Annotated in this window: 24 protein-coding genes; all 24 read right to left on the reverse strand. The window is 52.2% G+C overall.

The annotated features are described in order from the left end of the window. Window positions 1-38: 38 nt before the first annotated feature. The gene (locus FYJ64_RS11800; RefSeq protein WP_407928784.1) at window positions 39-284 is read right to left on the reverse strand and encodes a hypothetical protein; all 246 of its coding nucleotides are present in this window, start codon (window positions 282-284) and stop codon (window positions 39-41) included. Between the two features lie 557 nt (window positions 285-841). Beyond that, entirely contained in the window at window positions 842-1,684 is an 843-nt protein-coding gene (locus FYJ64_RS07805; RefSeq protein WP_154574619.1) for a nucleotidyl transferase AbiEii/AbiGii toxin family protein, read from the reverse strand. Next, window positions 1,681-2,268 carry a type IV toxin-antitoxin system AbiEi family antitoxin domain-containing protein gene (locus FYJ64_RS07810; RefSeq protein WP_154574620.1) on the reverse strand — a complete coding sequence of 196 codons (588 nt, stop codon included), beginning with the start codon at window positions 2,266-2,268 and terminating at the stop codon, window positions 1,681-1,683. Before FYJ64_RS07810 ends, FYJ64_RS07805 begins: the two co-directional genes overlap by 4 nt. A 151-nt stretch (window positions 2,269-2,419) precedes the next feature. Beyond that, window positions 2,420-3,325 (reverse strand): ArdC-like ssDNA-binding domain-containing protein, encoded by a 906-nt coding sequence (locus FYJ64_RS07815; RefSeq protein WP_154574621.1) that lies wholly within the window; start codon window positions 3,323-3,325, stop codon window positions 2,420-2,422. After that, window positions 3,318-4,256 carry a DUF3991 and TOPRIM domain-containing protein gene (locus FYJ64_RS07820; RefSeq protein ID WP_154574622.1) on the reverse strand — a complete coding sequence of 313 codons (939 nt, stop codon included), beginning with the start codon at window positions 4,254-4,256 and terminating at the stop codon, window positions 3,318-3,320. Before FYJ64_RS07820 ends, FYJ64_RS07815 begins: the two co-directional genes overlap by 8 nt. A gap of 39 nt (window positions 4,257-4,295) precedes the next feature. Continuing rightward, the gene (locus FYJ64_RS07825) at window positions 4,296-4,796 is read right to left on the reverse strand and encodes a JAB domain-containing protein (protein WP_075712647.1); all 501 of its coding nucleotides are present in this window, start codon (window positions 4,794-4,796) and stop codon (window positions 4,296-4,298) included. Window positions 4,797-4,876: 80 nt separating this feature from the next. Then, complete coding sequence (locus tag FYJ64_RS07835; RefSeq protein WP_154574624.1) at window positions 4,877-5,188, reverse strand: hypothetical protein; 312 nt, start codon at window positions 5,186-5,188, stop codon at window positions 4,877-4,879. Then, window positions 5,139-5,309: a hypothetical protein gene (locus FYJ64_RS11360; RefSeq protein WP_154574779.1), complete on the reverse strand. Its 171-nt coding sequence runs from the start codon at window positions 5,307-5,309 to the stop codon at window positions 5,139-5,141. Before FYJ64_RS11360 ends, FYJ64_RS07835 begins: the two co-directional genes overlap by 50 nt. Next, window positions 5,306-5,659: a hypothetical protein gene (locus FYJ64_RS07840; protein ID WP_143404546.1), complete on the reverse strand. Its 354-nt coding sequence runs from the start codon at window positions 5,657-5,659 to the stop codon at window positions 5,306-5,308. The genes FYJ64_RS11360 and FYJ64_RS07840 overlap by 4 nt, the downstream gene beginning before the upstream one ends. A gap of 76 nt (window positions 5,660-5,735) precedes the next feature. After that, a complete protein-coding gene (locus FYJ64_RS07845; protein ID WP_206045594.1) occupies window positions 5,736-7,016 on the reverse strand; it encodes a VaFE repeat-containing surface-anchored protein in 1,281 nt (426 codons plus the stop codon). 84 nt (window positions 7,017-7,100) lie between these two features. After that, window positions 7,101-8,606 (reverse strand): prealbumin-like fold domain-containing protein, encoded by a 1,506-nt coding sequence (locus FYJ64_RS07850; RefSeq protein ID WP_154574626.1) that lies wholly within the window; start codon window positions 8,604-8,606, stop codon window positions 7,101-7,103. A gap of 251 nt (window positions 8,607-8,857) precedes the next feature. After that, entirely contained in the window at window positions 8,858-9,796 is a 939-nt protein-coding gene (locus FYJ64_RS07855) for a ParB/RepB/Spo0J family partition protein (RefSeq protein ID WP_328596998.1), read from the reverse strand. Beyond that, window positions 9,750-10,574 (reverse strand): ParA family protein, encoded by an 825-nt coding sequence (locus FYJ64_RS07860; protein WP_154574627.1) that lies wholly within the window; start codon window positions 10,572-10,574, stop codon window positions 9,750-9,752. Before FYJ64_RS07860 ends, FYJ64_RS07855 begins: the two co-directional genes overlap by 47 nt. A 10-nt stretch (window positions 10,575-10,584) precedes the next feature. Continuing rightward, entirely contained in the window at window positions 10,585-11,016 is a 432-nt protein-coding gene (locus FYJ64_RS07865; protein WP_154574628.1) for a hypothetical protein, read from the reverse strand. Window positions 11,017-11,108: 92 nt separating this feature from the next. Beyond that, window positions 11,109-11,252 carry a hypothetical protein gene (locus tag FYJ64_RS11365; RefSeq protein ID WP_168851741.1) on the reverse strand — a complete coding sequence of 48 codons (144 nt, stop codon included), beginning with the start codon at window positions 11,250-11,252 and terminating at the stop codon, window positions 11,109-11,111. A 320-nt stretch (window positions 11,253-11,572) separates the two neighbouring features. Beyond that, window positions 11,573-13,114, reverse strand: a complete 1,542-nt coding sequence (gene guaA / locus FYJ64_RS07870; protein WP_154574629.1) for a glutamine-hydrolyzing GMP synthase — start codon at window positions 13,112-13,114, stop codon at window positions 11,573-11,575. A 117-nt stretch (window positions 13,115-13,231) separates the two neighbouring features. Beyond that, on the reverse strand, window positions 13,232-14,740 hold the full coding sequence (locus tag FYJ64_RS07875) for an IMP dehydrogenase (RefSeq protein WP_154574630.1): 1,509 nt from the start codon (window positions 14,738-14,740) through the stop codon (window positions 13,232-13,234). A gap of 108 nt (window positions 14,741-14,848) precedes the next feature. Beyond that, window positions 14,849-16,195: a D-alanyl-D-alanine carboxypeptidase family protein gene (locus FYJ64_RS07880; RefSeq protein ID WP_206045595.1), complete on the reverse strand. Its 1,347-nt coding sequence runs from the start codon at window positions 16,193-16,195 to the stop codon at window positions 14,849-14,851. 330 nt (window positions 16,196-16,525) lie between these two features. Further along, window positions 16,526-18,166 (reverse strand): chaperonin GroEL, encoded by a 1,641-nt coding sequence (gene groL / locus FYJ64_RS07885; protein WP_154574632.1) that lies wholly within the window; start codon window positions 18,164-18,166, stop codon window positions 16,526-16,528. 19 nt (window positions 18,167-18,185) lie between these two features. Further along, entirely contained in the window at window positions 18,186-18,464 is a 279-nt protein-coding gene (locus FYJ64_RS07890; protein ID WP_075712658.1) for a co-chaperone GroES, read from the reverse strand. A gap of 137 nt (window positions 18,465-18,601) precedes the next feature. Then, complete coding sequence (locus FYJ64_RS07895) at window positions 18,602-19,525, reverse strand: DNA-3-methyladenine glycosylase family protein (RefSeq protein ID WP_154574633.1); 924 nt, start codon at window positions 19,523-19,525, stop codon at window positions 18,602-18,604. Between the two features lie 180 nt (window positions 19,526-19,705). After that, complete coding sequence (locus FYJ64_RS07900; RefSeq protein WP_154574634.1) at window positions 19,706-20,719, reverse strand: AIR synthase family protein; 1,014 nt, start codon at window positions 20,717-20,719, stop codon at window positions 19,706-19,708. After that, the gene (gene ligA, locus FYJ64_RS07905; protein WP_154574635.1) at window positions 20,712-22,685 is read right to left on the reverse strand and encodes an NAD-dependent DNA ligase LigA; all 1,974 of its coding nucleotides are present in this window, start codon (window positions 22,683-22,685) and stop codon (window positions 20,712-20,714) included. Before ligA ends, FYJ64_RS07900 begins: the two co-directional genes overlap by 8 nt. Before the next feature lie 15 nt (window positions 22,686-22,700). Next, window positions 22,701-24,908: an ATP-dependent helicase gene (locus FYJ64_RS07910; RefSeq protein ID WP_154574636.1), complete on the reverse strand. Its 2,208-nt coding sequence runs from the start codon at window positions 24,906-24,908 to the stop codon at window positions 22,701-22,703. Window positions 24,909-25,118 lie beyond the last annotated feature (210 nt).

The raw sequence follows: 25,118 nt of genomic DNA on the forward strand, positions 1-25,118 counted from the left end.
CAATGAACCCGTATTGGCTAATTGAATTTTACAGCATTTCAGGCCTGATTCCTATACCTGATTTTATGAAACCAGCCTCTGCCGGTCGTTTTTCTCTTAAATGTGGAAGTTACCTTTTCATTCAAGCACCTCGTCCGCAACTGTTCCCTAATGTTTTCGCCGTTTTCCGAAAGGTAGTCGCCAAGTTCCTCTACGGCCATACCGTCCACGCCTGCCGCACCTTTGTTTCTTACGACTTGCAGATATGCCGCATTGAGATTATCTCTGCTTAGTATCTGCTCCATGAGACTACTTGTGTCCATGCGTTGTTTCCTTTCTGCCCCTTTTGCCTTTGCCGCCTTTGAAGTTATCGACAGGCGTATGCTCCGGCTACGAAGTGGAACGTACTTCAACTGATTGATTGTTCAGCCCTTCGCTCCATTCCCATTACAGGAACTTCTCCACTACTATGGCTTCTGCTGAGGGTCTGCCCCCCAGGGTACTTCTCACAGTTCGTTGTTACTACGGCTAATGAGACCGCCTGTAAGACCTCCCCAGTTAAGGTGCGCACTCTTTCCCTCCATGTACCTGCCGCATTTACCCGTACTTCCAGCAACTTTTGGACCTCAGTGCCTTTTGCCACCTTATCCGTATTTCCGAGCCTTGTATGCGGTTCCTGTCCGTCAGGTCAGAGGTTTGCTTACAGCTTCTTTCAGATTCCGTCTCACGGCGGACACCCTTGCTGTTCGGCTATGTGCTTCGTCGTTGCCTACGCCCACTCGGGACTTTCACCCGTTAGAGAACGCCCATGCTGGGCATACAAAACGGAGACATTCAAGTCTCCGTTGCAGACATCTGCGCATCAATGATCTACAGATAAATTGATATATCCTCTCAAACTTTCGATCATTTGATCAAAAGAAAGTTCACCGACATAAGCATTTCGCTTGCAATACAGCTCCCAGCGTTTACGAAATCCGGCATTCGATTGAATATCGTTCAAATCGCTGAGTATACTATTTGCATCAAGTTCTGTATTCCGATACGCAAAAGTTGTATTCACTGCTTCCCGCAGTTTGTTTTTATCAAGGTTCTCAGATTTCAAGTTAAACAGAAGGTAAAGATCGTAAAAATCCTTGCTGCGGCTATTATCCGTCTTTCTTGAAACAACCGTCTCGAGTTTCTCTGCAATAATAGTCTCAAGGTTATATGACATTACTTTTACAGTTTTGTCATCTTCAAATACAGAACAGTATGGATATTCGATCGCATCTGGCGTTATCGGATCTCCAGTCGCAACATCTATGCTGAAGGGCTGACGTATATTCTCAATTTGACCCTCCATCAAAATCTTATATCCGGGATATTGATCTTCAATTTTAATGTTGTCAATCGATTTTAAAATATATCGCAGTCCATCCACACTATCGGAAGCGGCCAGTTCTGAAAAAATCTTTTTAATTTCACTTTCACTCAATGGATGATTTCTCAAAGACATATCCATATCCATCGTTGTTCGTGTTTGTATCCCAAGTACCGATGAAAGAAGGAATCCCCCTTTCAAAATCAAATCTGTCCTGTATTTGCTTGCTGCAATGCGTTCTAAAAAATGTTCGAAGAAATACAGCAGTAATAACGTGTTGATTGATACACCTGATTCTTTTGACCTCTTCCTGATCAGAGCCATCATTTTATCTTTGTTCATATTACCTCCAGGATGTCATCCACTTTCTTTTCAATCTTCATCACGCCGGCATAAACACGGAGTTTCTTATAGTCTCTGTCAGGATCGCTGGCATAGGCCTTCATGGCATGAGAGAATATCTCCACATCAACGTTTTTCCTTCCTGCAATCAGGTCGCAGATGGTCCGTTCCTTGTCATAAACCCTGACCGCATTCCCGAAGACAGTTGGTTTCTCCACAATACCCATCGAATAAATTTCTTTTTTTACAAAATGAAATACGGTTCCGTCGGAAATATGCGAGCTGTTATACCCTTTATAGACGGTAACCTCTTTCTGATAGGGCACACGATCTGTCATGCCATGAAGATACAGTGCGCTTTGAAACGAATAGATACATCTGCTGTTTGTAATTTGAAAGAAATAGTACTCATCATAATCACCGGAAGCATCACAATAAATTCCTCTTGCAACTCTCTGAATGCGTCCTTTTTTGACCATTTCCGAGAGATACCAGGAGGGGATCCCCTGATCCCTTACCATAGAGGATGTGACAATTCCGTTATTCGCCTTTGCTATTGAATTAATCTTATCGTAAGCCGTCATAGTTTCTTCCTTTCATGCTTACATTATTGCATATTGTTAGCACAAAAGCAAGAATCATATCCATTTGACAACGATTCATCTGGGTCCCGTCACTATATGGAATTGAATACTACTGTTAATAACCTGTGCCTTCACAATACAGGAAGAACTGTCATCGCTCGTTCTCGATCTCCTTTTCGCTCTTCTCACGCTGTTTTTCCATTGCCTGATCGATGGATGTGATCATCTCATCAGCAGTCTTTCTGATCCGTTCCAGCGAATTTTTCAGTTCCTTTGTGTCTTTTCCGGAGGACCATCCGGCCACATATCCGAAGGTGTAGTCTGCGGTATCCAGACCGAAGTGGTTGCAGACAGTGTAGGCGATACTCTCCGCCTCAACTTCCTTAGTACTGCGGTCCGGCAGCTTTTCCTCATCCATATTCTCTTTGGAATGAAGTCTCTGGTGACTGATTTCATGGATCATGGTTTTGATAGTCTGGACCTGACTCATGCCGGAGCGTATAGCAATTCGCTTTGCCCCATCATCGTAATAACCGTTGGCGCCTCCCTGGATGTTCTCGGAACAGATGGGAACCGGACAGATATCCTTCAGCGCATTGAACAGCTTGTGATAGTTTTTCACATCTCCGGTCAGTTCATTGACGCCGATCATTGGAAGTTCTCTGCCTTCTGTCTGCTCATAGGCGAACACGCTGACCACCCGGAAACCGGTGATCTCGATGATCTCTTTATCCCCATCGTCTGCAGTATCTTTTTCCACCTTGTACCTGCAGGGAGCCAGAATGCGGATTCCTTTTTCTCCTTTGCGGACCTGCCGGTCGAACTCCTTCTGCCATGTCCGGTAGCCTGCAACCAGAGAGGCGGAAGGGTACTGCATGGCAATCAGAAGACAGTTATTCAGAGAATAGTGATGAAATTTGCTCATGCATTTCAGCATTTCCCGGTACTTGTCGCTTTCAAATACTTCCTTCACGCCTTCCTCCAGCCGGTCGGTGATCTCCCGGATCTGCTCCTGCCGGCTCTTGCGGTCAGGTCCCCGTTTCTTCTTTTCATCCAAATCTCGTTTCTCCTTTCTGCTGAAGGGTTCTCAGAAACATCAGCTCCTCGTTGTAATCCTTTCCGTGAACAGGAGGCTCATCCCGGATGTGGTACCGTCCGTTCAGCCTGCCGATGATTGAAGCAGCCGCACTTCCTCCGGCGGGATCATCATCCAGGCGGAGAATGATTTCTTCGGTTCCCGAATGGTGATCCAGATAATTTTCAAGTGCTGCCGGAAGCTTCACGGTCTTTGCTCCTCCATATACGCCGCCCAGAGAGAGCAGTGAGTCACTGTTCCATCTTTCTCCGTTCAGCTTTCGGATCGTGGCATAGGACAGAAGATCAATGGCGCCTTCAAAGACATGAACGCGCTCTCCCGTGCCTTCGATCCTGAAGGAAAAGTGCTTGTCGGAGCCTGCAGCCTCGCCCATGATCCGGTCTTTTCCGGTTCCCCGGAAGAAGGCGTATCTCGCTATTTTGTTCTCATCCAAACCAAGAAAGACTGCACTGTGTGAAGGTAACGACTCATAAAGCAGCCCTCCGGCGATGCACTCTTCGACAATTTCCCGGTCGATGCCCCGGCCGGTAAGATAGCGAAGAACCACATGATCTTCCGGCGCCTTCTCCGGCAGCAGCAACCGCTTTGCTTTTCCGTTCTTCGGGACAAAAGAAAAAGGAGGCTGTTTCGCCTCCGTGCCCAGTATCATTCCTACCGCTTCTGTGAAGGGTACATCCTTTACTTTGATCAGATAGTCCAGCGCCGATACACCACCGAAACCTCTGGACCACCACATCCATTTACCGTTGGATATCTTCAAACTGTCATGCTCTCTGGTGCAGTATTCGCCGCCCGAAATATGGATCAGATTCCCCGGATCATTCTGTCTGAGATAGGTCAGAAGATCCATCTCCCGGGCGAGTTCGATCTCTTTTGCCGTGAAGCCGGCCATGTTCATCACCTCCCGAAACTGAAAAACGCAGGTTTTGTTCTATCGTTCCCACTCGCTTGTATAGTCGTCTCTTGACCGCATTCCATCGAGAAGTCCCTTCCGGAGAAAACTGGCCTGTTCTCCGGTTTCCGCGGCGATGATGATATGATCCAGCATCTTGATGCCCATGAGTTCGCCGCATCTGACCATCCGCTCGGTAACGGCAATATCCGCCGGACTCGGTTCACAGTTTCCGGATGGGTGATTGTGAATACAGATGAAGGATGCCGCATTGGACAAAATGATGGCCTTGAACGCCTCTCTCGGATTGATCATGGCTGCATCCAGGGTGCCTACGCTGCAGATATGAAGGTTGATGGGCTTGCCGTTCGTCTTCAGATTCAGGATCGCAAATACCTCCCGGTCATAGTTTTTCAGCTCGCCTGCCACCACTTCCATTACAGCTTCCGGGGACGTGACTTCTTTGGTGGAATAGAGAGAAGGCTCTTTCACCAGCCGGACATTCACGACTTTGATCTCATTTTCATTCTTCTTCGGCAAGGATCATCACCTCCTCTATCCGGATGCTGATTAAGGTTCCGTCTTCCAGATCATTCACCAGCTTTCTGAGTTCTTCCATCTTACTGATTACTGCGGTATCCGCCGTATTCGTATCTTTCATTGTTTTCACTGCGGTCATCCTCCTTTTCTTCAAGGTTACTGCTATTGGTCTTTGGGGGTTTCGGTTTCGCATCGTCCATTGCGTTGCAAAGGTAGGCGATGACCTTCCGGTCCCGAATCGCCTCCTGCAGCTCCAGGATCACGCCGATCTCTCCGCTCAGTCCGTGATCATAGGCGATTTTCATATCGATGGATGTGATCTTCTTTTCCGTGTCAAATCCCTCATCCGTCAGTTTGTTCAGTGTCTTCAGCTTGCTTTTGTCTGCTGTCATTTTCGTCCTCCTTCCGTTTCCCATAGATGATCTCCATCATGCAGTATCCGCAGAAGGGTGCTTCCTTTCTGCGGTATCGGCAGTTCTCCGGGCACTGCCTGCGCCCCTTCAGCCCGTTCATGCGTAACTCCCCGGGCTCATCAGCTCCATGCCGTATTCGGTAAACTGATACCATCTGGTCCGGTCGAACCGGCTCTCGTTTCTTTCCGAAGCACGAAGAATCCGGCATTCGGTCAGTTCTTTCATGGCATCCCGGATCATGTGCCGGCTCAGAAACGGGTAGACCGTCTGGATCATCTTCTGGGGCATCTTTCTCCAGTAATCGTCGGCCGTGCCGTTCTCGTACTCCATGATCTCCCAGAGATACTGAGCGATCAGCGCTGGCCGGATCCCGCATATCATGGCGATGTTTCGGTTAAACCGGCATTCGTTTTCCTTTCGGATCTCACCATTGATCCCGTTTGTAATCATTTTCTTTTCCTCCTGACCGAACCAGAAAAAGAGCGGCATCTCTGCCGCCCTTTTGGCTCATTGGCTATTTCATGCTCTATTTCTTCAGATCGTCCTGGTCCTCCGGAAACTTATGCATTTGTCTTTTCTTATACGCGATTCCTGCTGCGGTGGTACCCGCTGCCAGCATCAGAGCGATATATCCCAGAAGTTTTGTCCTGTCTCCGGTCTTCGGCGGAGCAGGAGTCTCCGGCGGAGTATCCGGCTTCTTCGGGAAATGAACGGTCTGGTCCTTGTCGGAAAGATCTGCATGAGAGGCAACCTTGACTCCTTCATAGAAGAGATCCTCGAATACGACGGTGGTCTTTCCTTTCAGAGAAGATGCATCGAAAGTGAAGCTCATTTCCACCGTTCCGTCGGCCTTGTGTGCCGTAAACTTTTTCTCGGAAGTGACCTTCTTTCCCTTCACCATCACCGGTTTTCCGGTCTCCTTGTCCATCAAAACGCCCTTTACCGTGTATTCTTTTCCCGGAATCAGATTGCGGTAGTTTACCTTGTCCACAATGGTGGTTTCCTTGTGCGTTTCCCCGACTTCGTCCTTTGTCTTCCGGTCCTCCGCATGGGTCTTTACCTCCGGGAAGTGGATGGTCTGGCCTTCATCATGAATGTCTGCGTGAGATGCAATGTTCACATCGTTCTCATAGAGATCCTCGAACACCACCGTTGAGGTTCCGGCAAGGCCCGCACCGCTGAAGACAAACTCCACATCCACGGTTCCGTCCTTCTTCTCCGGCACGAATTTCTGCTGGGAAATCACCGGCTTTCCGTTCACCAGAAGCTCCTTTCCGGTCTTCTGGTCCATGAGCTTTCCTTTCAGAACATATTCCTTTCCGGGAACCAGATTGGTGTAGGAGACGGTGTCCATGAGTTTCACGTCCTTCTCTGCAGCAGAAAGATTCATGCCGGTATTCTCTGCTTTCGCCTTGGTTCCGATGGTGATCAGATCATCTGTGATGGTCTCCAGGTCCACGGTTCCTGTGCGGGTTTTCTCATCCACGGTGAAGCTGAACTTCTGCAGAACATATCCTTTGTTGTTCTCGCAGCGCATCTCTTCGATGGTGTAGGTGTCATAAGGCAGAGCTCCTGCGCCGGCGATCATGGAAGCTTTGCTCCCGAACTGTCCTGTGCCGAAGAACACGCCGCATCGGATCTGCTCCGCTCTCTTTTTCAGAGCCTCGGTAGAGATCTGTTTCTCGTTCAGAAGATCATCGAACGGATTCTGTCTGCGGGCATTGTCTTTCCCTTCTTCCTCGTCCAGATCACCAGCGGCTCTTCGGTCCTTCGTGGAGAAGAATCCGTTTTTGTCCGTGACCACCACATGGGTCTCGCCGTTTGATGCGGCGGTGATTTTGAACGGGACAAAGGCAAATCTTCTGGAATCGCCGTCACCGATCTTGGTTCCCTAGGCGTCGCTGCGGTAGACATAGTTGTCAAAGGTCAGTGCCATTTCGTTCTGTCCGTCGTCGCAGGAAACGGTTTTTCCGTCTTCCCGGATCTTGAACAGATGCTCGCTCTTGTCCGTCCTCTGATAGGTCTTGTTGGTCTTCGTCTCGCGGATGGTGTAGGTTCCGTATGGAAGATCATCCGGAAGGGTCTCTGCCGTGTAGGCCTTTTTTGCTTCATTCCAGTGAACGGTGATCTTCCCCATATCCTCACCGGACTTTACACGCTTGACTTTTCCGGAATCAATCAGATCCTTCTTTGAGGAAATGGCCTTCCAGTCCACTTTGTTTTCTGGACTTCCGATATCACTGCGGACCAGCACATCGTGACCGGATACGTTTTTGATGGTCATCTCGATCCCGTTCAGATCAGCACCGCCGAGTGCCTCTGATTTCTTCAGCTCCTTGTCCCGCTTTACGATCTGAACGCCGCCACGCTGAATTTCTTCCTTCACCGGATCCGAAGTGATGTCGATGATTTCTCCGTCTTTTCGGATGCTGATGGCTCTGGACCATTTCTCATTCAGAAGATATCCGGAAGGCGCTTTGGTCTCTTTCACCAGATAATCGCCGTAGGGCAGGGCGTCGGCAGAAGACTTCGCAAGGCCGTTCTTGTCCGTCCTGATTGTAACGGCCGCTTCTCCCTGGTTGATTTTCTTCTCTCCGAGGAAAACGGCATGACCGCTTTTGTTAAATGCGGTGAATTCCGCGCCTTCCAGCGATGCATCTCCCTGTGCGTACGGTTCATCCAGATCATTATCGATCTTCTGCAGGCGGAATCCGCCCCGGATATCCTCCAGATATCCCGCCACCATGTCCTGCACGCCGCTCATGGTGCTGATGAACACCTTGAAATTTCCCGGGATGGCCCCATCTTTTTCCGAATCCGCATTCCAGAGTCCGTCACCCAGCCTCTTCGCCTTTATCCAGATATCCCCAAGGCCGGAAGCCTTCGTTCCTCCCCAGGTCGCCATATCGGAGGGTCTTCCTTCGTAAACATATGCCATGGCCAGATGAGCGATGGCCCAGTCTTTGGTGAAATTTCCGGTGTAGTATGCGCCTTTGATGTTGCTGATATTCTTCTCGTATCCTGGGTAGGACGGGGAGTAGAACACGATGTTTCTGAGGGCATTCCATTTTCCTTTGTCGTCGGAATCGGTGATCACTTTGTCTACCGTGACCTTTCCGGTGGGCGGCGATGCCTTGGCCGGCTGGACGCAGTAGGTATATCTGCTTCCCAGCCCGTCTCCCAGGTCGCATTTTCTGGAATTGCTGTAGCCTCCGTCACCGGAGCCGTAGGTGATCCTGCCACCGTCAGTGACCGTATAGCTGCTTCCCACCTTGCCGGTGAATGCGCTGGCCGTTTCCGTCATCGCAGGAAGGGCGGATCCCAGTACCATCATGGATGCAAAGGCGATGGTGAGCAGCTGCTTGAATTTCTGCTTGAGCTCTGTTTTTCTGTTCAAAGCATTTCTCCTTTCCGTTTCATGGCAATCGCAGAAAAATTCACCAAATCGCAGATTCGGGAATTTCTTGCGGCTAACCTTCATCGGCGCTGAAGCGCCGTGATAGGGCAAGCAAAAACGCCTGTGCTTTCACACAGACGTCTCAGCTTGCCTCTCTTCTTTTGAGTAATTTTTCTTCTTCGGGTAGTAACTGGTAGTAAATAAAGGGAGGGTTACAGGGAGGGAAAATTGGGAGTGCGTACTCCCGCATTTTACCGCTCCTGATCCCTTGCTTTTCGCTGGAGGAAGCGGTTGTAGTGCTCCATAGCTGCCGCAACAAAATCCTCCCGTTTGGACAGCGGCAGGTCCCTTGGAAAAAGTTTTGCGATCCGGTCTCCCCGGAAGACGATGCGCTCCTTCTGGTTGGGCTTTTCCTCCAGCATTATTGCCTCGATGGATTCCGGTGTCAGTTTGCTTTCCGTAGCCATTTTTCTCATCCTGATCGCTTGAGAATGGGTAGGAGTGCACTGCTCCATATCGATGCAGTTGAAGATATCTTCCTGAATATCTTTCGGGATATATGACAGTTCAACTGCCGGGCGGAGGGCTATGTTCCCTTCATCCACCATTTCCAGAAGCTCCGGAATCAGTTCGGTGAGGCGGATATATCGATAAATCTGTGCCTGGCTGTCACCAACGTCTTTGGACAACTTCAGACCGGATCTTAACTTTTTATCCAGTGGAGAAAAAGTTAAGTCACTACGTTTTCCCTGCCTATTCATCGCCTCCAGCCTCATCTTGTAAGCGAATGCTTTCTCACTTGGAAGAATCGTTGTTCTCTGAAAGTTGGATTCCACCATGAATACTGTGGCTTCATCCCGGTCCATTTCTACGACGTCGCATCGGAGAGTAGGGAGTCCGGCCAGCTCGCAGGCTCTTTTTCTCCGGTGTCCTGACAGCAGCTCATACCGCCCGTCTTCCTTTTTCCGTACCGTAGCGGGAGTAATGATCCCGTTGATTCGAACGCTTTCCACAAGATTCATCATATCTTCATCATCCCGGACCTTGAAGGGATGATCCGGGAAGGGATCGATCTCTGTCAGCGGAATTTCGTAGATCCGCTTGAGTTTAGCGTCCTCCCGTTCTTCTTGAGAGGAAAACAGTTCATCGAGTGAGGGAAACTGTATCTCTTCTCTTTTCTCTTTCGCCACAGCGGATCACCTCCTTCGTCAATGCTTCATAAGCTTTCGCCACCTTTCCGTTTCCGTCATAGTCAAAGATACTCTGCCCGGATTTTGCCGCTTCTGCTGCCTTCACCGCCACCGGGATCTGGGTATCGAAGATCCGGATTGCCATTCCGTAATGGGTCCGGATGCTGCTGATCACATCTCTTGCCAGGTTGGTCCGGTTGTCCACCAGCGTCATGACAATGCCGCCGATCTTCAGGTCCGGATTGGTGTGTGTCTTGACCCGGTCGATGCTCTTCATCAGCTGCGTCATTCCTTTGGCAGGAAGATACTGGGCCTGCACCGGGATGATCACTTTATCCGCAGCGGTCAGCGCATTGATGGTGATCATGCCTAATGACGGCATGCAATCGATCAGAATATATTCGTAGTTTTTCTTTACCGATTGGAGAAGGTTATCCAGCACCTTTTCTCTGCTCATGGCGTTGACCAGACTGACTTCCATAGAAGAAAGATCCAGATTGGACGGGATCAGATCCACGCCTTCCTCGTGATGAAGGATCGTATCTTCCACGATGGGTTTGCAGTCTTTTGTGACCAGATACATGAGCCTGCCCAGGGATTTCTCCAGTTCATCCCCGTTCCATCCCAGAGACTGGGTAAGGTCACCCTGTGGATCCGAGTCGACGAGCAGCACCTTCTTTCCGGCTCTGGCAAGACCCACCCCCAGATTCAGCGCCGTGGTGGTTTTTCCTACGCCGCCTTTCTGATTGCAGATCGCAATGGTTTCGCATTTTGCCATTCCTAACCTCCTAACTCAGCAGCTTCTGGTCCTTGCTGGGAAACATGTCACGAAGCCAGCCTTCCACGCAGTACCAGTCAACATATCCGTCATCAAAGAATGAATCTGCAAATGCTTCGCAGGCATCAGGAACTTCACTGATGCAGTAATCCAGTGCCTCCATTTCCGCTGCAGCGGATTCCATCCCATTCTGGCGGAAGATCCTGCCGAGAAGTGCGATCATAGCGTCCGGTTCATCCGAACAGGCCTCTGTTTCCAGTTTGCGTACGATCTCCAGGATCACTTCCTCATCCATTTCTTCGGTCATCTCAGCAAAATGCTCTGCAGCTCTCCTGGCCAGTGCATCCACTAACGGACAGCCTGCACAGCTTTCTGTTTCACGGGCTCCGGTTTCTCCCAGCCCCATCGCAATAATTTTCATTGTTTCCTTTGTTGTAGTCATCTCTTATCCTTTCTCCGAAAGTCGGATAGAAAAATAACCCCGCACCGGATTGTGCAGGGTCATGTATTCAGCTTTCGGCTGAAAGGATAAACTTAATCGTCAAGAAATTTTACAAGAAGATCGTCGATGGCATCGGTGTAGCGGTTCTCCTGTATCAGCTTGTTTTTCATTTCGATCAGGCAAAGGACGATGATCCTGCGCTCATCGTAGCTCAGCTTATATTTGTTTCCGAACATCTTTCTGCCCTCCTTTTTCATTATCATAGGGGAGAATCGTTCATTCGGCAATTATGCGAATGAGGCAGTAATGTGAAATGATACCGCCGGTCAGACTGTCGTGAGGCCCTGCGAGCAGCAGGATTTTTTCTGCATGTACGTTTGCCGCAGCAGGCGCTCCGTGATATAAAAAAAGTGATGAACACATTGGTTTTTCAATGTATCCACCACTTTGGCCAATCTATGAAATTATAGTATCAAATCAGTATCACGCGTTTTTTTCCAGTCGCTGTCCCGGTTGAAATTTCAATGGAAGCAGGAATATGGCAAACCGCTTGCGCCTACTCCATCTCGATCGTCCCCGGGGGCTTGCTCGTCAGGTCGTAGAATACGCGGTTGACGTGATCGACTTCATTGACGATGCGGTTCATGCATTTCTGGAGGACTTCCCAGGGAATCTGTGCGGCCTCGGCGGTCATGAAATCGGAGGTGGTGACGCCGCGGAGGGCGATGGCGTAATCATAGGTCCGGAAATCGCCCATGACTCCGACGGACCGCATGTTGGTCAGAGCGGCGAAGTACTGGCTGACCTGCCGGTCCAGCCCGGCCGCCGCGATTTCTTCCCGGTAGATCGCATCCGCGTCCTGCACGATCTTAACCTTTTCGGCTGTAACCTCGCCGATGATGCGGATTCCCAGTCCGGGTCCCGGGAAAGGCTGACGGAACACCAGCTCCTCCGGAATCCCCAGCTCCAGCCCGGCCTGCCGCACCTCGTCCTTGAAGAGCATCCGCAGGGGCTCAATGATTTCTTTGAAATCCACGTGGTCCGGAAGTCCGCCGACATTGTGGTGAGACTTGATGACTGCGGATTTTCCGAGTCCGCTCTCGATCACATCCGGATAGATCGTGCCCTGTACCAGGTAATCCACAGCGCCGATTTTGCGCGCTTCCTCTTCAAAGACCCGGATGAACTCTTCGCCGATGATCTTCCGTTTCTGCTCCGGCTCCGTCACGCCGGCCAGGGCTTTGTAGAAGCGTTCACGGGCGTCGACATGCACAAAATTAAGGTCGTAGGGTCCCTCCGGGCCGAACACGCGGTCGACGGAAGCGCCCTCGTCCTTGCGGAGCAGTCCGTGATCCACAAAGACACAGGTCAGCTGTTTTCCGATAGCCTTAGACATCATGACCGCCGCCACAGAGGAATCCACGCCGCCTGACAGCGCGCACAGAGCCCGTCCGCTGCCGACCTTTTCGCGAATCTCATTGATCGTCCGTTCCACGAAATCGTCCATGCGCCAGTCGCCGCTGCAGCCGCAGGCGTCCAGAACAAATGCGGAAAGGACCTTCATGCCCTCTGCAGAATGCGTGACCTCAGGATGAAACTGCGTCGCATACAGCTTGCGTGAATCATCCTCCATCGCCGCCACAGGACAGACCGGCGTAGACGCCGTTATACGGAAGCCTTCCGGCGGTTCCGCGATATAATCCGTGTGGCTCATCCAGGCTACTGTCCGCGATGATACATCACCGAACAAACGGCCGCTCTGATCGATGTCCACATCAGTCTTTCCGTATTCACTTACCGGTGCAGTGGCCACCTTTCCGCCCAAGCTCCAGGCCATGAGCTGCGCTCCGTAACAGATTCCCAGAATCGGCACACCCGCCTCAAACAGGGCTTTGTCGTAGTGCGGCGAACTCATGTCGTAAACACTGTTCGGACCGCCCGTCAGAATGATTCCGCGGGGATTCTTTGCCAGCAGCTCCGAAAGCGGCGTCGTGTAGGAATGCACCTCGCAGTATACATTACATTCACGCACGCGTCTTGCGATCAGCTGATTGTACTGTCCGCCGAAATCCAGTACGATAACCAGTTCCTTTTCCATAAATAAGATACTCCTTCTATACTTGTGCTGTTTGCCGCGCGGGCTTATGAACAAGTGAACTCCGCGGCCGTATCGGCTGCGAAGTTCAGTTATGCGGGCGATGCCCGTCCGTTTACTTTATCGGTTTCCGCCCTGTGAGGTGTCTCTCAGAATCACATCGTGCGCGCCGCCTTCGACAATCGAGGTTGCGGACACCAGTGTGATCTTGGCGTTCTCCTGCAGGTCTCGTATGCTGGTGGCCCCCACGTTGCACATGGTGGACTTCACTTTTGTCATAGAGAGATTGACATTATCATGCAGGGAGCCGGCGTAGGGAACATAGGAATCCACGCCCTCCTCGAACTTCATGCGGGGATCGCCTCCCAGATCGTAGCGCTGCCAGTTGCGGGCACGGTTGGAGCCTTCGCCCCAGTACTCTTTGACGTAGCTTCCGTTGACGTTCAGCTTGCTGGTGGGTGACTCGTCGAAACGGGCGAAATACCGGCCCATCATCAGGAAGTCTGCACCCATGGCCAGAGCCAGCGTCATATGGTAGTCATAGACGATGCCCCCGTCCGAGCAGAGGGGGATATAGACGCCGGTCCTCTGGAAGTATTCGTCCCGGGCCGCGGCAACCTCAATGACCGCGGTCGCCTGTCCGCGGCCGATACCCTTCTGCTCCCGTGTGATACAGATGCTGCCGCCACCGATGCCGATTTTAACAAAGTCAGCACCCGCCTCGGCAAGATAGTAGAATCCTTCTTTATCCACCACGTTGCCTGCGCCGATCTTGACATCGTCGCCGTATTTCTTGCGTACCCAAGCAAGGCATTCGCTCTGCCACTCACTGTATCCCTCTGAGGAATCGATGCAGAGAACATCCGCGCCCGCGTCCACAACCGCGGGAATCCGTTCTTCATAGTCCCGGGTATTGACGCCCGCGCCGACGATGTAGCTCTTATGAGCGTCCAGAAGCTCATTCTTGTTTGCTTTGTGAGCGTCGTAGTCCTTGCGGAATACAAAATATGTCAGTCTCTGGTTATCGTCCACCACAGGCACAGCGTTCAGCTTGTTGTCCCAGAGGATGTCGTTCGCCTCGCTGAGGGTGCATCCGTCCGGCGCCGTAATGAGCTTGTCGAAGGGTGTCATGAACTCGCTGATCGGCGTAGAGGGATCCATCCGGCTGACTCTGTAGTCACGGCTGGTAACCATGCCGACCATTTTCCCTTCCGCCGTTCCGTCCTCGGTGATGGCGATGGTGGAATGCCCGCTTCTCTTCTTGAGATCGACCACATCCTGCATCGTCTGATCCGGCCTGAGATTGCTGTCACTTCTGACGAATCCGGATTTATATGTCTTGGCCCTCTTAACCATCGCGGCTTCCTCTTCCACCGGCTGAGAGTTGTAGATAAACGAGATCCCTCCCTCCTTCGCCAGCGCGACTGCCATATTGTCGTCGGATACTGCCTGCATAACGGCCGAAACCAGCGGAATGTTCGCTGAGAGCGGTGGTTCCTCGCCTTTTCTGAATTTCACAATAGGTGTTTTCAGTGAAACATTTTCGACGGTCATTTCCTTTGTTGTCAGACCAGGGACCAGAAGATACTCGTTGAACGTTCTGGATGGTTCCTTGTAGAACTGGGCCATTTTTTTCCTCCTTTTTTTGTTGTCACGACCGACAAATCGTCGTGTTCAGATACTCCTGCTGTTTTTTATTTTAGCAAACATTCTATACCATTTCTATACTATTTTCAACTATTTCGCCAGGAAAAATTCCAGCATGTTTCCACGCTTTGCCTGAATGTAATAGCGGTAAATACGGTTCTTCTTCACTCCGGCGTCGGTATAGGTTTCCTCATCGTCTGCTCCGGTGGACGCTATCTTCTTAAAAGTCCCTCCGTCTGAGCGATAGATGTCATAACCCCTCGCGCCGCTGACCCCGTCCCATTCCAGACGGACGCCGTCTTCCGATGTATAGCCGGCAGTGCTGATCCGGGCGGTATTTACCGCGGAAATCCGATTGATTCTGCTGAGCGCCTGCCGGAACAACGCCGTTTTTCCGAGTACGGAATAAACCGCTCCCTTCGCACCCGTGACCTTAGCGGAAGTGGTCTGCTGCTTCTCCGCCTGCTCGAGTGCTTCCTGCTCATCAATGACATTTCTGGCGTATTCAATCAGTTTGACAGTATCCGGATAACGCTTATTCAGTTTGTCGTTCATGACGATCGTGTAGATGTAGCGGCCTTTGTATTCAGCCATCTCGATCAGCGAGGCGTTGTCCGCGTCCCAGGTGCCGGTCTTGCCGGCGATGATATTGTACTTCTCGTAAGGGCGGCGGACCTTCTTGTGTTTTTCGTAGAAGGGATTCGTCGTCGTCACGGTAATCTTGTCGTCATACAGATTGGTGGGCGGGATCTTGCAGGTTTTCGTCTGGCACACCTTCTGAACAAAGGAATAGCTGAAGCAGGCTCTCGCGATCAGAAGCATGTCGCGAGGCGTGGAATGACATCCTTTCTCGATAAGTCCGTTAGCGTTGGTAAATCTCGTGCCGGTACAGCCCAGAGCCTTTGCTGTCTTGTTCATCAGAGACGCAAACTTCGTTTTACTGCCGGCGAGATTGCTTCCGAGGGTCGCCGCTGCGTCGTTGGCGGAATGAAGCAGCGTGGCGTAAATAAGATACCGGACCTTCATCTTCTCACCTTTTTTCAAGTAGAGTTTGCTCTCCATCACCTTTGTGTCTGCCCTTGAGGCGGTGAATACAGTGTCAAGCGTGATTTTTCCGTCGTCGACGGCCTTCATAGTGAGGTAGACAGTCATCAGTTTGGTGGTGCTCAGGGGATCTAGACGTTCATTGATGTTTTTTTCGTACAAAATCTGATTCGTCCCGCTGCAGAGGACCATCGCGCCTTCTGCGGACACCTCCGGCTTTTCGGCAGCGGATTCGTAGGTGGAAACCGCAGAACTGGTTCCGTCTGCGGTTTTCGCACGATTCGCAGTACCTGCACCGCTCTGTGCTGCAAAAATACCGCCCGGCGTCAGCATGACCGTCAGCGCCAGTGCGGCCGCAAGAAGTTTCTGTTTTCTTTTTTTCGTGATATTCATGTTACCATTATATCGCAGCCGGCGTCTCGTGTCCATATTCAGCTTGATGCGAGTCCTGCGGGCGCATCCAGTCGGCGAAGATGCTGAAGGACACATTCAATCGGCGAGGGTGTCGCCGGATGAAATCAGTCGGCGAAATGTCGAAGGCGAGGCCGTCGCGCACGTTCTATCGGCGAAAAGGCATCGGAGATCCTACATAGAACTGCCGCAAGCAAAAAGGCCACGCTTCGGGAGTCCGGAATGGCTCCCCTTACGGGAGCCTTCCGGATTCCTGAATCCGCAGCCTCTTTATCTGTCCGTATCTCGTTTTCAGCGCAGAGCGGAGCGACTTTACATCATGCCGCCCATTCCGCCCATTCCGCCGCCGGCCGGCATTGCCGGAGCCGCCGGAACGTCTTCCTTGATGTCCACAATTCCTGCCTCTGTCGTCAGCAGCATTGCAGACGCGGACGCAGCGTTCTGAATTGCAGATCTCGTTACCTTAGCTGGATCGACGATGCCTGCCGCGATCATGTCTACATATTCCTCTGTCGCAGCGTTGAAGCCATATCCTGCTTTCTGCTTCTTGACCTCGGCCACGACGACACTTCCCTCGAAGCCGGCGTTCTCGGCAATCTGTCTGACCGGCTCCTCCAGAGCTCTGACAATAATCTGTCCGCCGGTCTTCTCGTCGCCTTCCAGACCTTCTACATACTCCGCGACTGCCGGAATCGTGCTGCACAGAGCTACGCCGCCGCCGGAGACGATGCCCTCTTCAACTGCGGCCTTTGTCGCATTCAGAGCATCTTCAATTCTCAGTTTTCTCTCCTTCAGTTCGGTTTCTGTGGCTGCGCCGACCTTGATGACAGCTACGCCGCCGCTGAGCTTCGCCAGTCTCTCCTGCAGCTTCTCTCTGTCAAAGTCAGAATCTGATTCCTCAACCTGTGCCTTGATGGAGTTCACTCTCGCATCGATCGCAGATTTCTCGCCAGCACCGTTCACAATCGTGGTATTGTCTTTATCAACCTTGACGGTTCCTGCCTGTCCCAGCATATCCACTGTGGCTTCCTTCAGATCGTAGCCGACCTCCTCGCTGATTACCGTACCGCCGGTGAGAACAGCGATGTCTTCCAGCATGGCCTTTCTTCTGTCACCGAAGCCCGGAGCCTTGACTGCCACAACATCGATCGTTCCGCGCAGCTTGTTGACCACCAGAGTCGCCAGAGCTTCACCCTCGACATCCTCTGCAATGACCAGCAGTTTTCTGCCCATCTTGACGATCTGTTCCAGCAGCGGCAGCAGTTCCTGAATGTTGGAAATCTTCTTGTCTGTAATCAGAATATACGGATTCTCGAGGACAGCTTCCATCTTCTCGGTATCGCTTACCATATACGGAGACAGATATCCTCTGTCAAACTGCATACCTTCCACGACGTCCAGTGTTGTTCCCAGCGATTTGGATTCTTCAACTGTGATGACACCGTCCTTACCGACCTTTTCCATCGCCTCGGCAATCAGTCTGCCAATCTCGCTATCGCCTGCGGAAACAGAAGCAACCTGCGCGATGCTCTCCTTGGTTTCTACCGGCTTGGACACCTTCTTGATTTCCTCCACGGCCTTATCTACCGCTCCCTGAATTCCTCTCTTCAGAACCATCGGGTTTGCGCCGGCAGCAAGATTCTTGAAACCTTCCCTGATAATCGCCTGCGCCAGCAGAGTTGCTGTGGTCGTTCCGTCACCTGCGACATCGTTCGTCTTGGTGGCGACTTCCTTCACCAACTGCGCTCCCATGTTCTCTACGGAATCCTCCAGCTCGATTTCTCTTGCGATGGTAACGCCGTCGTTGGTGATCAGCGGCGATCCGTAGGATTTGTTAATCAGAACGTTTCTGCCCTTGGGGCCCAGTGTGATCTTAACTGTATCCGCAAGCTTGTCAACGCCGGCCTGCAGTTTTCTTCTCGCGTCTTCTCCGTAAAATACTTCTTTAGCCATTTTTTCGTACCCCCTGTAATTACTCTACGACCGCCAGAATGTCTCCCTGGCTCATAATCGTGTACTCTTCGCCTTCATACTTAACGTCAGTTCCCGCATATTTGGAAAAGACGACCTTGTCTCCGGCCTTCAGTTCCATCTCCTCGTCCTTGGTTCCGGGGCCCACCGCGACGACTTCAGCCATCTGCGGCTTTTCCTGTGCGGAACTCGTCAGGATGATACCGCCCTCGGTCTTTTCCTCAGCCTCGAGCTTCTTGATTACGACTCTGCTTCCCAGCGGTTTGATGCCAAAACTCATTTTCCTTACCTCCATTTATATTATTTCTATTGTTTACGATTCTGTTAGCACTCACTTTATACGAGTGCTAACCAACAGTTATATTGTATGACCTGGCGCACTTAATGTCAATCTTTTTTTGAAAAAAAATGAAAAAATCACAGGCTCCTCATATAGTAGAACAGATACTGTTGAGCAAACCCTCCGAATTCCCCGAATTCTGCGGCCGCAAACGCTTTCATTCCCTTCACATCCTCTTCACGGAAACCGTAGAGTTCGTGCATGACCCGGCGCACCCAAACGTCGATAGGAAAACTATCGTATTTTTTCATTCCGAACAGCAAAATACAATTCGCCACCTTCGGTCCTACGCCGCTGAGGGACAAAACCTGATCCGCCGTCTGAGGCAGACCATGCTCCGCCACCTGCCTTGCTGTTTCGATAACATACCGTGCGCGGTAGCCCAGCCGCGCCGGCGCGAGATCCTCCGGCTCCAGCGCCGCCAGCGTCTGGGCACTCGGAAAGTCCGGATACTGATCCCCGTCCAGCCCGACATTCGCTCCGAATGCCCGCAGTCCTTCCTGCCCGGGCGTTTGCCGTACCGCCTGCCCGGGTTCCTGCCGGCTTTCCTGGACGGGTGCCCGCCGGTCCTCCTCACCCTCCGGCGCTGCCCCGACCAGCCGGCAGAGACGCTCAATACAGCCCTTGATTCTCGGAATATTGTTGTTCTGTGAGATGATAAATGAGACAATAACCTCCCAGAGATCCTGCTGAAGGATCCGGATGCCGGTTCCCCATTCACAGGCCCTGGCCATCACCGGATCTTTTTCGGCCAGAATTTCTTTAATCCGGCCGTAGTCCCGGTCCAGATCCAGATACGGCCGCCAGATTGTGTCAAACTCTTCCTTTGTACAGGGAGTAACGGTGAGGGAATCCCCCCGCTGCTCCATCGTCACGCGGCGGCCCATAGCCATGCCCGAATAAACGCCGGGCCCCGTTTTGTTCCATCGAAAACACTGACCACAGTCGAAGATGTGGTCAAGCTGAAAGTCTTTCAGATTCCTGATTGTATAACTGTTCATCGTTTCCTCTTGCTCTGCATAAGCTCCGGCAGATACCGGCTGTTCGTGAGTCTTGGCTGTCCGACCGCTCGTGAGTCCCGAGTGCGGTCGCCGGTCCTGATGTCAATTGCTCGTGAGTCATGGATACTGACCCCTCGTAAATCTCGGGCGTCGATCGTATCTCTCAGGCTATCTGCCGATTCAACGGGTTATGACCTTGTAAAGTTCGTCGGCATAAGGAGGGGCAATCTCCGATTCCTGTCCCTGCGGATCAATCTGGGTGATGCCGTGCTCCGCGGCGCAGATTTTCCCGATGATGGCGGACTTGATATTCACATCGATTTTATGATATTCCGTCACAATTTTATACGCCTTCGACGGAGGTGCGACGATCAGCATGCACCCGCTGGAAATCAGCCTCAGCGGATCGATTCCGTAATGAGCAGCGATTTTTTCTGTCACCGGATCCACATGGATAGCCTCCAGCTCTACCTCAGCACCCAGTCCGGAAATATGGCACATCTCCCAGACAGCTCCCAGGATCCCGCCTTCCGTCACATCATGCATGCCCGACGTGCCGATGCGGCCGGCCGTAACGCCGTCCTTCACCACGCTGACGTTCCGGATCATGCCCTGTGCTCTCCGCAGCTCCTGCGGTGTCAGAACGCCGGTCAGTTCTTCCGCTTTTTCCGTGGCAATGATTCCGGTTCCCTCCAGTCCCGCGCTCTTTGTCATCAGAATCATATCACCCGGCCGCATATTCCTGGCACTGGCCGATTCTCCCGCAATTCCGCGGCCGAAAGCGGTAGAGACGATTACGGGCTGATTCACTGCGGGGGTGACCTCCGTGTGACCGCCGATGATTTCAACGCCGGCTTCTTCTGCTGCAGTTCCGGCCTGCGTCATGATGGTCTGCACATCGCTTTCCGTCGTTCCCACCGGCAGCATAACCGCCAGAGTGATTCCGAGAGGCTCAATCCCGTTGCTGGCCACATCATTACAGGAGATGTGAATCGCCAGGCGCCCGATGTTCTTTACGTCTGCGGTAATGGGATCGGTGGACACCACGCATTCATATTCTCCGTAATCGATCACGGCGCAGTCCTCGCCGATTCCGGCTCTGGTTTTCACCTCCGGCCTCCGGTATCTGATTTTATCGATTACGATACGCTGCAAAACGTCGCTGTCCAGCTTGCCGATTTTCAGTTCAGCCATTGGTGATCTCTCCTTCCGCGATCCATTTCCGGACCGTCTCTTCATTGATAATCGGAACACCTAGTTCATGAGCCTTCCTGTTTTTCCCTGATGTGGAATTCACATTGTTGTTGATCAGCCAGGACGTTTTGCCGCTGACAGAGCCGGCTACCTTCCCGCCGGCTTTTTCGATTTCTGCCTTCAGTGCGTCCCGGTTCTCATAATGCTCCAGCGAACCGGTGATAACAAAGGTCATTCCCTGAAAAACCTCACCCCGCGTTTCCTCTGTTTCATCCAGAATAAGAACCTCCAGAAGATCCTCGAGAATCTTCTTTTTCTCCGGATTCTGAAAAAAAGAAACATATGACTGAGCCATAATTTCACCGATGCCGTCGATGGCCGTCAGTTCCTCTATTGTCATGGACTGGATCCTTTCCCAGTTTCTGTGGGCTGCACGGACGATCAGTCTGGCGTTCGCAGCGCCGATTCCCGGAATTCCGAGGGCGTAAAGAAGCCGCTCCGGCGTGGTTCTTCGAGCCCGCTCCGCGGAGGTCGTCAGATTCTCGAAAGATTTCTCTCCGAATCCCTCCATCTCTGTTATCTCAGCGCGATACCGATCCAGCCGGAAAAGGTCTGAGAATTCTCGAACAAGTCCCCGGGAAATCAGTTTTTCCAGTGTGGCCTCGCTGAGTCCCTCAATGTTCATCGCGTTCCTGGACACAAAGTGACTGAAACTTTTAAGCTGTTTAGCGGGACATAGAGGATTCGTACAGTACAGAGTACTGACGCCGCTGTCGCTGCGGACCTCAGTTTTTCCACTACACACGGGACATACCTCCGGAACTTCGATGGTGTCACTCCCCGTCAGGTTTTCAGAGATCTGGGGGATGATCATATTTGCCTTATACACCCTGATCCGATCCCCGATGCCCAGCTTGAGTTCCCGCATGATGCTGATATTGTGAACAGAAGCTCGGGAAACTGTAGTTCCCTCCAGTTCGACCGGATCAAATACCGCCACCGGATTGATGAGCCCTGTGCGCGAGGCGCTCCACTCGATTTTCCGGAGAACTGTCTCTTCCTGCTGATCCTCCCATTTGAAAGCGATGGAATCCCGCGGGAACTTTGCGGTGGTTCCCAGCGACCGCCCGTATTCGATGTCATCGTAAATCAGCACCAGACCGTCGGACGGAAAATCGTTGGTCTTAACCTGTTCTTCGAACCGGTCGATAGTTTCCGGAAGGTTCGTCTTATCCACATGGCGGTACTCCACCACGTCGAAGCCCTGTGAGGCGAGCCACTCCAGCTGTCCGGACCTGGTCCCGCCAAAATCCACATTTTCCGCCTCCACCAGTGAGAACGCAATGAAGCGCACGTTCCGGCTCCGAGTGACCGCAGGATCAAGCTGCCGCACAGATCCGCTGCAGAGATTACGCGGATTCTTGTATTTCGCATCCGCATCGCCTATCTGCGAATTGATTCTGCGGAACTCTGAATAGGTGATGATTGCCTCTCCCCGCAGAACCAGTCTTCCCCGATACGGTACATTCACCGGAACGTTGGCGAAGACACGAGCGTTTCCTGTGATCACCTCGCCGATTTCCCCATTGCCTCGGGTCAGTGCCTTGATCAGTTCACCGTTCTCGTAGGTCAACACGATGGTCAGTCCGTCCAGCTTCCAGGACAGAAGGCCCTGCTGATCTCCCAGCCATTCCACCAGCTCCTGCCGACTCTTTGTTTTATCCAGGGAAAGCATCCTGGACGGATGACGTTCCCGAGGAAGCTCCGACAAAACCTCGTATCCGACGTTCCGAGTCGGACTGTTTGCGAAGACAATCCCAGTCTCATGCTCCAGCTCCCTCAGCTCATCGTAAAGCCGGTCGTATTCGATGTTCGGCATGATTTCAATCCCGTCCTGATAATACGCCTTTGCCGCCCGGTTCAAAATATCGATTTTTTCTCTGATTTCCTGTTTTCTGTCTTTCATTGCTCTGTGTGTTCTTCAGATCTTCTTCAGCGGAGCCACGCCCAGCGCAAGCTTCTTGACACCGGCTCCGTCAAACGCCACCGTAACGATTGTATCTGTAGCCTCCAGCACCATGCCTTCTCCGAATTTCCCATGGCTCACCCGGTCTCCCGGCGCGAAGCTCTCTGTGTTCTTCATCGCATTCTGCCGCGTACTGTACCGGGCATATTTCAGTGCATCAAAGGGTTTATACGGCTTTGCAGCGTATCCGTCCCGGCTTCCCGTGGAAACTCCCAGGCTGGAGTCGCCGGTTTTTCTCTGATAAACAGCATCCCCCTCGACGAGACGCCGGTCCAGTTCCCGAAGGAACTGCGACTCCCTCGTATATTCCGTTCTTCCGTAGCGGGTGCGCTCCTCAGCGCTGGACAGGAACAGAAGCTCCTTTGCCCTCGTCATGCCCACATAACAGAGACGCCGCTCCTCCTCCATTCCCGATGGATCATCAAAGGCTTTGTTACCCGGAAACAGGCCGTCCTCAAGTCCCGGCAGAAAGACCACCGGAAATTCCAGTCCCTTGGCGCTGTGCATTGTCATCAGCGTCACCGTGTCCTGATGCTCATCATAGTTATCCACCTCAGCCGCCAGCGTCAGCTGCTCCATGAACTCCTCGATGGTGGGATTTTCAGTTCCCTTTTCATAATCGTAAATTACCGATTTGAACTCCATCAGGTTTTCTATCCGTCCTTCTGACTCGACGGTGCCGGTCTCCTCCAGTGCGGGAAGATATCCGGTTTTCGTAAGCAGCCGGTCATAGATGTCGGAAACCTTCAGGTTCGTCCGTTCCTGCCGGCAGAGGTTCAGGCAATCCGTCAGCTCCCGTACCCGGTCATACGCCTTGCCCGGCAGCGTGTCCTGCACCTCAGGATCGCTGAGCGTCTCCAGCAGACTTTTGTTCTTCACAGCAGCGAAGCCCATGACCTTCTCCACGGTTTTGTCGCCCATGCCGCGCTTCGGCTCATTCACGATGCGCCGCATTGACAGGTCATCCTTCGGATTGACCACAAGCCGCATATAGCACATGATGTCCTTGATTTCCTTCCGGTCATAGTAACGCATGCCGGACAAAACGCGGTACGGGATTCCATCCCGGGAAAGAGCGCTCTCAAAAAGCCGTGACTGGGCGTTGGTCCGGTACAGAATCGCGAAATCCGTCAGCGGCCGGCCGGCGCGGTTCATATACCCGATCTGCCGGGCCACATACGCCGCCTCCTCATGGTCATTATTCGCCCTGTAATAGCGAAGTTTCTCGCCGCTGTCACGGTCCGTCCACAGTTTCTTGCTCTTTCGGCCGCGGTTGTTGCGGATTACCGAATACGCTGCGTCCAGAATGTTCCCCTTGCTCCGGTAGTTCTGCTCCAGCTTGATGACCTTCGCCTCCGGAAAATCCGACTCAAAGTCCAGGATGTTCCGGATATCCGCCCCGCGCCACTGGTAAATGCACTGGTCGTCGTCCCCGACCACGCACAGATTGCGATGCCGGTCCGCCAACTGGCGGATCAGCCGGTACTGAATATGGTTCGTATCCTGATACTCATCCACCATGATATACTGAAAACGCTCCTGGTAGCGCAGCAGAATCTCCTCATTCCGCTCAAAGAGTTTCACAGTGTTCAGCAGGATATCATCAAAGTCCATCGCATTGTTCTGCCGCAGCCGCTTCTGGTACTCTCTGTACACCAGGTAAATCGCCTTTGTTTTATAATTATTCTCCATTGTCTCCAGGTACTGCTCCGGATCCACGCCCTTCTCCTTCTGGTCGCTGATCACTGCCAGCAGATACTGCGGCGCGAATTCCCGGTCGCTGATCCCGTTTTCCTTCAGGATGTTTTTCACCAGAGTCTTCTGATCAGTGCCGTCGTAGATGACAAAGTTCGGCTCGTACCCCGCTTCCTCCGGATAGACTCTCAGAATGCGAAGGCACATGGCGTGAAAGGTCATGATCCACATGGATCCCGCCCGGTCTCCCGCCAGCTCCTCCACTCGCTCCCGCATTTCCCTGGCGGCCTTGTTGGTAAAGGTCACCGCCAAAATACTGTACGGAGAAATTCCCTCTTCAAGCATATGGGCGATGCGGTGGGTCATGGTACTCGTCTTGCCGGAACCTGCGCCCGCCAGAATCAGAAGCGGTCCCTCCAGCTGACACACCGCCTCCTGCTGCCTGGAATTCAGATTTTCAAAACTCATTCGTTACTCTCCATTCATTTGTCTGCCTGATGCGTGCTCATCCGTTCATTGGATTGTGCACCGCGGCGCTGCTGACAGACTGCCGTCAGCGCCCATTAAATCCGACGGGGACTTAACGAGCAGAAACTATCTATTATTCTATCACATTTGTTCTGTCTTTGCTCTGCCTTTAGCACAAAAAAAGAGCCGGAGCGCCTCCGCCATGTTCCG

This window comes from Hornefia butyriciproducens (assembly GCF_009695915.1).
Taxonomy (GTDB): domain Bacteria; phylum Bacillota; class Clostridia; order Peptostreptococcales; family Anaerovoracaceae; genus Aminicella; species Aminicella butyriciproducens.

Bases quoted from the DNA above. Each gene is read 5' to 3' on its own strand.
- FYJ64_RS11800 (WP_407928784.1), bottom strand. From the start codon at position 284: ATGGAGCAGATACTAAGCAGAGATAATCTCAATGCGGCATATCTGCAA.
- FYJ64_RS07805 (WP_154574619.1), bottom strand. From the start codon at position 1,684: ATGAACAAAGATAAAATGATGGCTCTGATCAGGAAGAGGTCAAAAGAA.
- FYJ64_RS07810 (WP_154574620.1), bottom strand. From the start codon at position 2,268: ATGACGGCTTACGATAAGATTAATTCAATAGCAAAGGCGAATAACGGA.
- FYJ64_RS07820 (WP_154574622.1), bottom strand. From the start codon at position 4,256: ATGGCCGGCTTCACGGCAAAAGAGATCGAACTCGCCCGGGAGATGGAT.
- FYJ64_RS07835 (WP_154574624.1), bottom strand. From the start codon at position 5,188: ATGACAGCAGACAAAAGCAAGCTGAAGACACTGAACAAACTGACGGAT.
- FYJ64_RS11360 (WP_154574779.1), bottom strand. From the start codon at position 5,309: ATGAACGGGCTGAAGGGGCGCAGGCAGTGCCCGGAGAACTGCCGATAC.
- FYJ64_RS07840 (WP_143404546.1), bottom strand. From the start codon at position 5,659: ATGATTACAAACGGGATCAATGGTGAGATCCGAAAGGAAAACGAATGC.
- FYJ64_RS07860 (WP_154574627.1), bottom strand. From the start codon at position 10,574: ATGGCAAAATGCGAAACCATTGCGATCTGCAATCAGAAAGGCGGCGTA.
- FYJ64_RS07865 (WP_154574628.1), bottom strand. From the start codon at position 11,016: ATGACTACAACAAAGGAAACAATGAAAATTATTGCGATGGGGCTGGGA.
- FYJ64_RS11365 (WP_168851741.1), bottom strand. From the start codon at position 11,252: ATGTTCGGAAACAAATATAAGCTGAGCTACGATGAGCGCAGGATCATC.
- guaA (WP_154574629.1), bottom strand. From the start codon at position 13,114: ATGGAAAAGGAACTGGTTATCGTACTGGATTTCGGCGGACAGTACAAT.
- FYJ64_RS07875 (WP_154574630.1), bottom strand. From the start codon at position 14,740: ATGGCCCAGTTCTACAAGGAACCATCCAGAACGTTCAACGAGTATCTT.
- FYJ64_RS07880 (WP_206045595.1), bottom strand. From the start codon at position 16,195: ATGAATATCACGAAAAAAAGAAAACAGAAACTTCTTGCGGCCGCACTG.
- groL (WP_154574632.1), bottom strand. From the start codon at position 18,166: ATGGCTAAAGAAGTATTTTACGGAGAAGACGCGAGAAGAAAACTGCAG.
- FYJ64_RS07890 (WP_075712658.1), bottom strand. From the start codon at position 18,464: ATGAGTTTTGGCATCAAACCGCTGGGAAGCAGAGTCGTAATCAAGAAG.
- FYJ64_RS07895 (WP_154574633.1), bottom strand. From the start codon at position 19,525: ATGAACAGTTATACAATCAGGAATCTGAAAGACTTTCAGCTTGACCAC.
- FYJ64_RS07900 (WP_154574634.1), bottom strand. From the start codon at position 20,719: ATGGCTGAACTGAAAATCGGCAAGCTGGACAGCGACGTTTTGCAGCGT.
- ligA (WP_154574635.1), bottom strand. From the start codon at position 22,685: ATGAAAGACAGAAAACAGGAAATCAGAGAAAAAATCGATATTTTGAAC.
- FYJ64_RS07910 (WP_154574636.1), bottom strand. From the start codon at position 24,908: ATGAGTTTTGAAAATCTGAATTCCAGGCAGCAGGAGGCGGTGTGTCAG.